Origin of the sequence: [Flexibacter] sp. ATCC 35103 (assembly GCF_001975985.1) — a bacterium.
Classification (GTDB): Bacteria; Bacteroidota; Bacteroidia; order Flavobacteriales; family Flavobacteriaceae; genus Flavobacterium.
Map to the genome: position 1 here is coordinate 320,999 of NZ_MTQF01000001.1, position 11,980 is coordinate 332,978.

The 11,980-nt window shown below is 34.6% G+C and carries 7 protein-coding genes; 6 read left to right on the top strand and 1 reads right to left on the bottom strand.

Features of this window, described 5'->3' with window-relative positions; genetic code table 11:
- Nucleotides 1–1,347: a DUF3526 domain-containing protein gene (locus tag BXU01_RS01270; RefSeq protein ID WP_083691349.1), complete on the top strand. Its 1,347-nt coding sequence runs from the start codon at nt 1–3 to the stop codon at nt 1,345–1,347.
- 54 nt (nt 1,348–1,401) lie between these two features.
- Here BXU01_RS01270 and BXU01_RS01275 read toward each other — a convergent pair whose 3' ends face one another.
- Nucleotides 1,402–3,606 (bottom strand): alpha-galactosidase, encoded by a 2,205-nt coding sequence (locus BXU01_RS01275; protein WP_083691350.1) that lies wholly within the window; start codon nt 3,604–3,606, stop codon nt 1,402–1,404.
- Between the two features lie 265 nt (nt 3,607–3,871).
- On the opposite strand from BXU01_RS01275, the gene BXU01_RS01280 reads away from it, so the two are divergent.
- The 5 genes from BXU01_RS01280 to BXU01_RS01300 all read left to right on the top strand — a co-directional run bounded on the left by BXU01_RS01280 (nt 3,872) and on the right by BXU01_RS01300 (nt 11,946).
- Complete coding sequence (locus BXU01_RS01280; protein WP_083691351.1) at nt 3,872–4,471, top strand: RNA polymerase sigma-70 factor; 600 nt, start codon at nt 3,872–3,874, stop codon at nt 4,469–4,471.
- A gap of 67 nt (nt 4,472–4,538) precedes the next feature.
- A complete protein-coding gene (locus BXU01_RS01285; protein WP_083691352.1) occupies nt 4,539–5,645 on the top strand; it encodes a FecR family protein in 1,107 nt (368 codons plus the stop codon).
- A gap of 133 nt (nt 5,646–5,778) precedes the next feature.
- On the top strand, nt 5,779–9,012 hold the full coding sequence (locus BXU01_RS01290) for a SusC/RagA family TonB-linked outer membrane protein (protein WP_255373682.1): 3,234 nt from the start codon (nt 5,779–5,781) through the stop codon (nt 9,010–9,012).
- Between the two features lie 5 nt (nt 9,013–9,017).
- Entirely contained in the window at nt 9,018–10,493 is a 1,476-nt protein-coding gene (locus BXU01_RS01295) for a RagB/SusD family nutrient uptake outer membrane protein (RefSeq protein ID WP_083691354.1), read from the top strand.
- A complete protein-coding gene (locus BXU01_RS01300; protein WP_123773904.1) occupies nt 10,480–11,946 on the top strand; it encodes a hypothetical protein in 1,467 nt (488 codons plus the stop codon). Before BXU01_RS01295 ends, BXU01_RS01300 begins: the two co-directional genes overlap by 14 nt.
- The last annotated feature ends 34 nt before the right edge of the window (nt 11,947–11,980 follow it).

An 11,980-nucleotide genomic window follows, 5' to 3' on the forward strand; every position in this document is an offset into this window, starting at 1 on the left:
ATGTTAGCATTACTTTTTAAAAATTTCATACGATCTAAAGGAACCAAAATTGGACTTATTTTCCTTTTGGTTATCTGTTTTATAAGTCTTTTAATTGGACAGCAATTTCAGCAAAAACAACAAAACAATATTAGAGAAGCGGCACTGTATCAAAAAGAGCATATTGCCAGAAATGCTGCTTTTCATAAAGACGAAATGGGACTTCTGCTCTACTACATCAAGTTTTCACTGGTCAATAAAACATTGCCTGTTAACAGTCTGGCAATTGGTCAGAGAGATGTAAACCCATCGATACAAAGTGTTACGATTCGTGGGCTGGAAGGTCAGAAATATGATGCGGAACTCAATAACCCGAATAACCTTTTATCTGGAAATATCGATTTTAGTTTTGTGCTTATTTATCTTTTTCCGCTTTTAATTATTGCTTTTTCATACAATCTGGTTTCAGAAGAAAAAGAAAGCGGCACCTGGAAAATTGTCGCCACTCAAAGCAATAACACTTTTTTATACATTCTTAATTTATTCTATATCCGAATTTTAATGCTGATTGCCTTACTGACAATCGTGCTTTTTATTGCCGCATTGTCTCTCAATATCCCATTTGATAAATCTTTTTTTGCTTTTTATGGACTCGGTATTTTATACATTCTTTTTTGGTTTGCCGTAAGCTTTTTTATTGTTTCGCTACAGAAAAACTCCAACTTCAATGCCGTTATTTTACTCACGATCTGGTTGTTTTTTATTATCATTTTGCCGGCAATAATCAATACATACATCGTTACTAAATATCCAATTCCTGAAGCTTTAGAACTTACTGTAAAACAACGAAATGCTTATCATGAAAAATGGGATATGGATAAAAAATTTACCATGGATAAGTTTTATCAGCATTATCCTCAATTTGCACATTATCCGTTGCCAAATACTGAGTTCAGCTGGCTTTGGTATTATGCCATGCAGCAAGCGGGCGATGATGACTCGGCAAAACAATCTCAGGAATTAGAAACTAAATTGCAGCAACGAAACAGAGCCAGTCAGCTTATTGCGCAATTCATTCCTACTTTGCATACTCAGCTTCAGCTCAATGAAATTGCCCAATCTGATTTAGGAAACCAGCTTTTGTTTTTGAAAGCAACAAAGCAATTTCATGAAAAAATGCGTTTGTATTTCTATCCAAAAATCTTCGATAATGCAGCAGTTAATCAAGAAAACTGGTCAAAATTTAAAGTTGAGACATTCAATGATCCTTCAGAAATAAGTTTTGCAAAAGCATTTTTACCATTGCTGCTTTTCAATTTGTTACTGATAGGTTTTGGATGGAGGAATTTTAACCGTAACGGTTTTTAGATTTTTAAATTAAAAGAGCCCTGACAAATTTTTGAAATCTGTCAGGGCTTTTATTTATGCTTTTGTAATCTTTAATACAACGCTTGTATTTGCAGCATTTACATTTGGATTAATCCCAACATGCATTAAAAAATCACCCGAATAAATAGCCATTTCTACCGCTGGTTTTTTGTCCGGATACACATTTATTTCTTCTATTTTATAGTTTTGTTCGGCTTGTAATCCTTTTAATTTTACAGGAAGATGTGTTCCTGCATCATAACGCGAATTAACCGCATAACTAAATACAACCGCTTCGTTACCGTTTTTATTCACATACATTATCGCTGCAGCATCATTATCCCACGGATTTTGCAAACGATATTGATCTCCTTGCCAGATAGTATTACTCAATGCACCATAATTTTTTATGGCCTGCTGGCAAAAAGCCAAATCTTTTTCGTTTAGATCTTTAACTACAATATCAAAACCAAGTCTGCCCATCATGGCAACATCTGTACGGAATTTTATGGGCTGTTTTCCCCAATCTGTTACGTGTGCAGCAAGAGTAATCGCAGGATAAAAATACGAGTATTCCCATTGTATAAAAACACGCTCTAAAGGATCTGTATTATCACTTGGCCAGAACTCTGTAAAGTATTTCAAAGCGGCATAATCTACCCTTCCGCCTCCTCCGGAGCACAGCATCATAGGCACTTTAGGATATTTTGCACGAATGCGTTCTAAAACTTTATAAAGTCCGTTTACATAATCCGTGTAAAAATTAGTTTGTTTGTCTTTGAGATTACTGGAATATGCATTGTAGATCACAGCATTACAATCCCATTTAATATATGCCAATTCCGGATTTTCAGTAAAAAGATGGTCTACAACACCATAAACAAAATCCTGAACTTTTGGGTTCGATAAGTCCAGAACCAACTGATTACGGAAATAATGCTCCGCTCTTCCGGGTTGTTTAATGACCCATTCCGGATGTTTTTTATACAAATCACTTGCCGGATTCACCATTTCAGGTTCAATCCATATTCCAAATTTCACCTGATTGTCTTTTGCCGTTTTGACCAAAGTTCCAATTCCGTTTGGCAATTTCTTTTTGTTTACTTCCCAATCCCCTAAAGCTGCTGCATCATTGTTACGCGGATAATTGTTGCCAAACCACCCGTCATCTAACAAAAACATATCTACGCCCAATTTTTTACTATCGCCAATAAGTACTTTGAGTTTCTCTTCGTCAAAAGTAAAATAAGTGGCTTCCCAATTGTTCAATAACGTTAAACGGGTTCCTTTACCGTCTAATATTTTATAATTTCTGGACCAATCATGCAAATTGCGACTTGCATTTCCTTTTCCTTTTGTCGATAATGTGTACCAAAATTTAGGCGTTGTAAATACTTCATTTTTAGCCAATATATACGCAGCTGCAGCATTATTGATTCCTGAAATTACACGTAGATTGTTTAATGGATCGAGTTCAAGATCAGTTCTAAAATTTCCTGACCATTCCAGACCGGCAAACAATACTTTTCCTTCGTCTTCTGTAGCCGGTTTATCCAGGGAAACCATAAATACTGATGGTTGAAATAAATTGGCACGCGTTCCCAGTTTCGAATCCAAAACTTTTATACCATGAGTCAGTTTCGTTTCTTCCGGCTGCATTTCTTTTGCCCATTCTCCGTGATACTGGTTCAGCCAGAAATTGCTGTAACCTTTTAAATATAAATTTGCCGAAGCATATTTGTTCAATGTAATATTTGCTTTTTCATTGTGCTTAATCGTTGTCCATTGCTCGATAACATCAGTGTCATAATAAGCCAGAATAAACAAATGAACTTCAACAGGATAAACATTGTCTTTGAGTATAATTTCTGTCTGGGAAATTCCTGTACTTATCGTTGTTGTTTTATGATCTGCATATAATAAATCCAGCGAATTATTGCCGTCAGCATGCGTTATTGCAATTGCAGGTTCTAACAAGTTTTTTGAGCCCGATGGTGTGTAAACGGAGTTGTAAATCCCGGTGTAATCTGTTCCCTGACGAAACTGATTTTCTATTTTTACATAATCAAAATCGTTTGCTAATTTCTCTCCAAAATAAATTGTATTCACTTCTTTTCCCGGAGTTACCTGCAAAATAAGCGCATTGCTTTTTGTTTTAACTGCAATAATCTGTTGTGCCAAAACGGTGTTGCAATAACTAGCCAGAATAAAAAATGCAATCGTAAAAGAATGCTTTAAAGTGATACTGTATTTTTTCATTTTTATTATTGTTTTATTATATATGCATTCAAATCAAGGTTGGTTTGTTTAATTTGACATAAAAGTCCCGTTTAAATTTAATGATATAGATATCGAATTTAAAAAAAAATTACACTTATTCTGAATAATATTTTTCCAAACGATCTTTATTTGAATTTTATTTAGAATTAATATAAATAAACTTTTATATTTGCCGCTTTCTAAGCAAAAAATAGCCTTTTTTAATAGAGTTCTTATCTTGCTCCCACAAAAGTGATTCTTTATAATGAATGATAATACCAGTTTCGAATTAAATCTTTTTGAATCTTTCAAAGAAGGAGACGAAACTGCTTTCACGTATTTCTACGACAAATACTTTCACAGAATCACCGCTTTCAGCGTTCAGTTTATTTATGATAAGGACGAAGCCGAAAATCTGGCGCAGGAAGCATTTTTACACTTATGGCAAACCAGAGAAAATGTGGAATCGATAAACGGCATACCATCTTTTTTGTATACGTATGCCAAATCAAAATGCCTCAACATGATCCGACACAATAAGGTGAAGGATAAATTCAAGAACGATATTTTAAATCAAAAAGAAAGAGAACTGGATATTGAAATCCTGAACTCAGTACAATTTGATACTTTAGAATTAACAGAATTAGAACGTTTAATTCACGAATCAATAAGCGATCTTCCGCCTAAAACCCGTGAAGTTTTTATAAAAAAACGTTTCGAGAATAAAAAAAATGCAGAAATCGCTGAGGAAATGCAAGTAACGTTAAAAGCTGTAGAAGCCCATATGACAAAGGCTTTGAAGATTTTGAAAACGAAATTATCCGATTATCTGTTCTTGATTTTTATTCTTATTTGTAATAATTAAAAATAAAAGGTAGGGTATTTTATTTCTGGAGTGTACTTACTAAAACGAGAAGTTTAAAAACTCAAAGATGACATCAGAAATAATTTATAAATACCTTTCTAATGAAGCTTCAGAACAAGAAGTTCAAACACTTTTTGAATGGATTGATGCTGCTGAAGAAAACAAAAAGCACTTTATCGCTTTAAAGAAAACCTGGGCTTTAACAGCACTTTCTGAAGATGTTTCGAAAGAATTAACTCCGGTAATTTCAATTAAGCCAAAAAAGAAATCAGTTCAGTATCTAAAATATGCTGCTGTATTTTTAGTTTTATTCGGGTTAGGAAAATTAGCTTTGGACTTTAGTCAAAAAACAAAATCAGCTTCAAAAGAAATTGTGCTGGAATGGGCTGATGGACGTTCAGAATATATTACGAAAAACAATCAAACGAAAGTAGTAAACGATAAAGGTGATTTGATAGCAAAGAAGTTTACAAATCACATTATTTATTTTGGGAAAGTACAGGATCAGGAAGTAGTTTATAATACGCTTAAAGTTCCTTACGGGAAAAAATTTACACTTACACTTTCTGACGGAACTGTTGTGAGTTTAAATTCCGGCACAACTTTACGTTATCCGGAGCAGTTTGGCATCAACGGAAAAAGAGCTGTATACCTGACCGGAGAAGCTTTTTTTGAAGTTGCCAAAGACAAAAAACATCCATTTGTCGTAAACGCCAATAAGGTTGATATTGAGGTTCTGGGTACAAAATTCAACATAAGTGCGTATCCTGAAAATCCAAGTGTAAACAGTACTCTGGTCGAAGGAAGTATCAAAATGTATGAAGTCGAAAACAAACTCAATGCAATTTTGCTTACGCCAAACCAAATGGCAACATGGAATAATAAGTCCAAAAAAATTACCACAAAAGCGGTTGACCCTACTTTTTATTCTGCATGGACAAAAGGTGAACTTGCTTTTAAAGATACCCCATTTTCAACAATCGCTAAAATTATTCAGCGTACTTACGACGTCGAAATTATCAATGAGAATACTGTTTTGGCCAAGCAGAATTTTACTGGTAGCATTAAAATTAGTGAATCAAGTGTCGAAAACATTTTAGAACTTCTAAAACGTGACACGCCGTTTAATTATTCGATTAAAGAAAATACGATTACCATTACCAATCTTCCATAACTAAATAAACATGACTTTTACGATACCCAATTTAAGGAAAATGCTATTTTTCCTAGCCCTGTTCATATCCTGTTTTAAAGGTTTTTCTCAGAATAAAGGAATAACATTACAAGTAAAAAATAAACCTATCAGCTTGATTATTAAATCAATTGAAGAACAAACCGATTTTAGGATTATTTATAATGCAAGAAAAATTGATGCTGATCAGTTGGCAGATATTAATGTTCAAAATGCGTCTTTAGAAACTGTTTTGACGCAATTATTTGAAGGAAAAAATATTTCGTTTTATATCCAGAAAAAGCAGGTTTTATTAACGAACTCTGCTCCTGCCTCTACTTCTGCTATTTCTTCTGATGAAAAAGAGAGATTCATTACCGGAACCGTTTATAATGCCAGAGACAAACAGCCGCTTCCTGGAGCAACAATTCGCATAAAAGGAACCGGAATGGGTGCTATAACAGATTTTAACGGGAAATTTGTTTATCAGTTAAAAGGAAACAACATCAATAATATGGTGCTTGAAGCCGGCTTTTTAGGGATGATATCCCAAACTGTAAAAGCAGATAATAAAAAAGAGTTTACATTTTATCTGGAAGAATTCACAGATGAATTGAATCAGGTGGTCATTACTTCATCGTACGGAACTACAAAATTAAAAGAAGAAATTGTTGGGAGTATTTCGAGCATAAATGCAAAAGATATTCCGGTGCAGCAAGCCTCTGAAAGTATTGATAAAATGCTTGAAGGGCAAGTTGCGGGTGTTTTAATCGAAAATACATCAGGAGTTGGCGGACCGGTAAAAATCAACATTCGCGGACAAGGAACCTTAAAGTCTTTATCAGGATCTATTTTAGGAACTTCGACACAGCCATTGATTATTGTTGATGGTGTAATCATGAGCGAACAAAGTGGTATTGATAGTGCATATTTTGATGGAGGAAGATTAGCAGAAGGATTATCAAATCCGTTAGCGATGATTTCTACTGATAATATTGAGGATTTTACGGTTCTTAAAGATGCTGCGGCAGTTGGTATTTATGGTGCTGATGGTGCAAATGGTGTGATTTTAATTACGACTAAAAAAGGAAAAGTGGGTAAAACCAAGTTCGGATTTTCAAATCAGTTGGGGGTTTCATCTGCAATTAATCAGATTAAATACTTAAACGGAGATCAGTATACGGAACTAAGAAACGATTATCTAAAAAATACTTCTCCTGGAAGTGCACTTCTTCCCTACAACGGCGTGGATACAAACTGGTTTGATTTATTAAATAAAACAGGAATTTATAACAAATATAATTTTAGTGTTTCTGGAGCTAATTCAAAGTTTTCATATCGAACAAATCTAACGTATTTAAACATTGACGAACCTCAATTGGGTAATACAACAAAACAACTTAACGGAGGAATTAATTTAGGATACAGACATTCAAAATGGAATGTGAATTTATCTTTGAATCCAAGTTTTATTAAGAAAGATGCGCCAAATGTTTTTTATGACTTTGCTTATCTCCCTACGATCTCGCCTTATAATGCTGATGGAAGTTATTCGAAATTAGGTGTTTCGGGCGGAAATACCGGAGGAAACCCATTTGCTGCGATTGAGCAAAACAGAAATCAAACGGAAACTTTTGGAATTCTAGGAAGTCTAAATTTAGGGTATAAATTAAATAAAAACATAAAATTTGCTACCTTATTTGGTATTGATTATGTCGATAAAGAACAGGATCGTTATTTTTCCGGAGAAAATGAAAGCGGACAAAATAACAGCACATTTGTATTAGGAGGAGAAACATATCCTAACTGGGGAAGAAGGCTTTTTAATAACCGAAATTCAACAAAATGGAACTGGCAGGGACAAATGTTGTTCGAAAAAGAAATCAATAAAAACAACAAAATTGATGGTGTAATAGGTTTTGAACTTGGCGAAGAAAAGATAAATTTTGATTACGCTTCAGCATCCGGTTTTGTGAACCCAAATGTACTTAACAACATAGAAGACGCGTTGCAGGATGATAATACTGCAACTCCTAACATCGATGAATCAAAAGCAAGACAAGTGAGAGGCAATGAAATAAGTTATAATTCGAGAGTTTCAGCATTTGCCCAAGTCAATTACAATTATAAAAAGAAATACTATGCCCTGGCAAACATCAGACGTGACGAAAGTTCTGTTTTTGGTGATGATACCAATGTTGCCTTAAACAGCGGTGCAGGTTTAGCATGGATCATGAGCAACGAAAATTTTCTACAATCAAGTTCATGGGTAGATTTCCTGAAATTAAAAGTTAGTTATGGTTCAACCGGTAACTCCAGAATTGGTTCCTATCGATCAAAAGGACTTTATACTATTGTTCAAAATGGTTATAATGGCGATTTAAGTGCCGGTTCGAGCGTTTCTCCTAATGGAAATTTAAGCTGGGAGAAAAACTTAAAATTCAATACCGGAATTGAGTTTAATGTTTTCAATACCGTAGAACTTTCGCTTGAATATTATTATGACAGTTTATCTGATTTAATTACATCACGCGATATTCCAACAGAAACCGGATACAGCACTGTACAGTTAAATGCATCTGATATGTACAATAAAGGTTTTGAATTAACAACCCGATTTAAATGGTTTCAAAAAGACAATTTTAAATGGAATACCTCTTTTAATATCTCTACGGTAGAAAATAAAGTGACGAATTTAGTTGGTTTAGGAAGTGATTATTCTTTGGCAAATCTTGCACTGGCACAAAAAATAGGATACAGCACATCGACTATTTGGGGCGTAAACTGGATAGGCGTTGATCCTGCGACAGGTCGTGATTTAATTAGAAAAAACGGTCAGGTTTATGATGCGGCAACGTATAACAGATTGTTTACCAATGCCGATTGGGAACCAATTGGAGATACTCAGCCAAAAGCTTTTGGTGGTTTTAGCAATATGATTTCATTTAAAGGCATTACTTTATCTGTAAATGGCGCTTTTCAATTGGGCGGTGATAAATTAGTTTCGGATGAAATTATTTCTAAATACAACATTACTTCTAATAGAAATATGTCTGTAAATGCATACGATTACTGGAGAAATCAGGGAGATATTGTCTCACAGCCTGCTCCCGGCAATAATACTTTGCTATCTAATATGAGCAAATATGTTTATGATGCTACTTATGTCAAAATCAGCAACATTAACCTGAGTTACAATGTTCCTGTAAAAAATACTTTTCTCGATACGTTAACGATTTTTGCAGATGTTTCTAATGTGCTGTATTGGTACAAAGAAAAAAGCCCGTCAGGAATGAATGGCATTAGAGAATTCAGTTACAATTATCCACAAGCCAGAACGATTTCATGTGGCATTAATACTAAATTTTAAAAACGATGAAATACTTTAAAAATATAAATACGTTTAAACTCACAGCTTTTGCTCTTGTATTTTTATTGCACGGCTGCAGTGACTTTTTAGAACAAGAACCCGGAACACAAATTTCGATCACAGAACAGTTAAAAACAAAAGAAGGTGTTCTGCAAGCTGTAAACGGCATGTACAGATCACTTGAATCTACTTTGCGCGGCGGGAATTTTGCAGTCTACGCTGATCTTCAGGGTGGAAATCTAAAGTTTACCCCTTCACGAAGCGAAAGTTCAAAAGGACAAGTTAGTATTCTCGAAAGCGTATCAAATCTATATTCATTTGATGATCAGCCCAACAATTCTAATCTTGCTGCTTTTTATAATAATAGTTATACTGTAATCAATCAGTCAAATTTAATATTAGAATTTACAGATGCGCTGACAGATGCTACCGAAGCAGAAAAAAATCAAATAAAAGCCGAAGCTTTGACCGTTAGGGCCTATGCACACTTTTTATTAAGCGAAGTATACAGTCAAAATTATGATTTTACAGCAGATGCTTCACATTTAGGCATTATTTATACAAAAGCTTCTATAAACAAAGGGCTTGTATATCCTGCAAGAGAAACTGCAGCAAATACTTATGCTTTTATTATCGACGATATTAATACCGCTTTAGGTCTTTACTCTGATACAAAAATTTTAAGTGGACCACTTTATTCATATTTTAATAAAACAAGCACAAAAGCATTATTGGCAAGAGTTTATTTATCTAAAAAAGACTGGAAAAATGCCTATGACACAGCCAATGATGTTATTACAAATTCAGGCGTAACTCTGGTAAGTTCTGCTAATTACATTTCACAATGGGCAGAACCAGATCTTCCAATTTCAGAAATCCTGCTGGAATTCACGATACCCAGAACTACCGAAGGTGGAGCAAGCGGTTCGTTATCTGCGTTTTACGGATACACTTCTACAGCAGTTTATGGCAATTATGCGGCTTCACAAGATTTAATAGATTTATACGAAACCTCAGACATTAGAAAGCAATTATTTTTGGTACAGCCTATTTCGACCATTGTGAATTTACAGCCTGTAAGTTTAAATTATTATTTTACTAAAAAATTTCAGGGAAATCCCGGTTATGCTGCTTTTAGATTAAGTGAACAATACTTAATTCGTGCCGAAGCTGCTTTTGAACTTAATAATACAGCTCAGGCAAAAAGTGATATAAATACGATCAGAAACCGATCGAATGCAAGTGCTGTAAAAGATTCTGAAAATCTAAAAGACGCTATATTCCTGGAAAGAAGAAAAGAACTTTGTTTTGAAGGACAGCTGCTTTTTGACATAGGCCGAAATAAAAAAGATATTTCAAGAATCGATGGCTGTATTTCCCTTAGTTGTGGTCTTACTTATCCGTCGCCAAAATTTGTATTGCCAATACCACGAAGTAATATTAACCTTAACCCAAACCTGAAACAAAATGAGTCGTATTAAAATCATATCTCTATTTAGTATTATTATAGCACTTGCATCTTGTTCAAAGGATGATTACAGGCTAGATGCGCAAAACATAGATCCGTTTGTAAGGTTTAACTTTTTGACAAGCGGCGCCGGAGTTCCGTTAGAATATCCTGCTGTAAGTACCACAATTCAGCCTGCTGCCAGTTATGAAAATAAATCAGTCAAAATGCTGAAAGTTCCTGTTACTTTAACTTCAACTACCTTAAAAACTCCTGTTACAGTAAATTTTAGCGCTGCTACTTCCGGAAATCAGGATAGTTTTACGCTGGAACCTGCAAGCGAATTAGTATTTCAGGGCAATAAATTAACAGATACTATTTATTTGTCTTTTGATAAAAGATGGGCAAACAAACAAGCTATTACCTTAAAATTAGAGCATGCATCTGATGAAAACATTCACATTGGAAACCTAAATACCTATGCGCCAAATGATATTTTTACCATTAATTTAGGAGATATAAGCACCACTTATACTTTTCCGGTAGCACAATACCTTGTAAAAGGACAAGTTGGCGAAACAATCGATTTTAAAGTCAATTTTCCTAACGGATTTTTCCCTTCGGAAATAGAAAATGCTTCTATTTTTAAATTCCAAAATGGTTTCGAATATTCTTTAACGCATGATGATTACGGCGATAACAGAAGTTCTATAACCTATCACTTAAAGCTCTTGGAAGATATTCAGAATGATGATGCGCGTTATGAGACAAAAATTAATTTAATCAATATTCCCAATTACACCGCTACAGGAAATGTGGGCTTGACGATTGTAAAACCCATAAAATCACCACGTGATATTCTGGCAAATCCTGCATCAAAATTCTCTGATCCTACAAATGCATTTTACCTGACTTATGGCGAACACTGGTTTAACAACAATGGTACATGCTCCTGGCAGACTTTTAATGCGCTGACTTTTCCGGTTGTCGTAACAAAAGACAACGAAAATGCGATATTGTATAGTGATAAAGGAACAGCAAACCCAAATGATGATGTGTATCATGATGCCTTCAAAATTGGTTTTAACGTATCAACCGGAACTAATACAGTCAATTCTTTTGGTTTAAAAAGATGGTTTTCTAACGAGAGTAATGCTGCGGCGGTTTCTCCCGGATTTAATATTATCTCAGCATTAGAATTTTTCCCGGCAAACGGAAACAGCAAAACTCAGGGAACCGTATTAGTGATTCCGCAAGATATAACGATTGGGTCCAGTGCAACAAATACACATGTAATTGCCATTTCAGGCGACGGAACATACAAAGAAATCAGCGCTGGTTTATATGAGATTTCTTTTGAATTAAAACTAACCAACGACAAGCTTTTTGGAGGAACCGTTTCTACACAATACAGAATGTATAACAACAGAGTTTATCCAAAACCTGCTGCATTAAATATTCCTTGCCCTAAAGAAGTTACGCTTTAAAAAAAGTTTTTCAGTCGCAGTCGCAGTCGCAGTC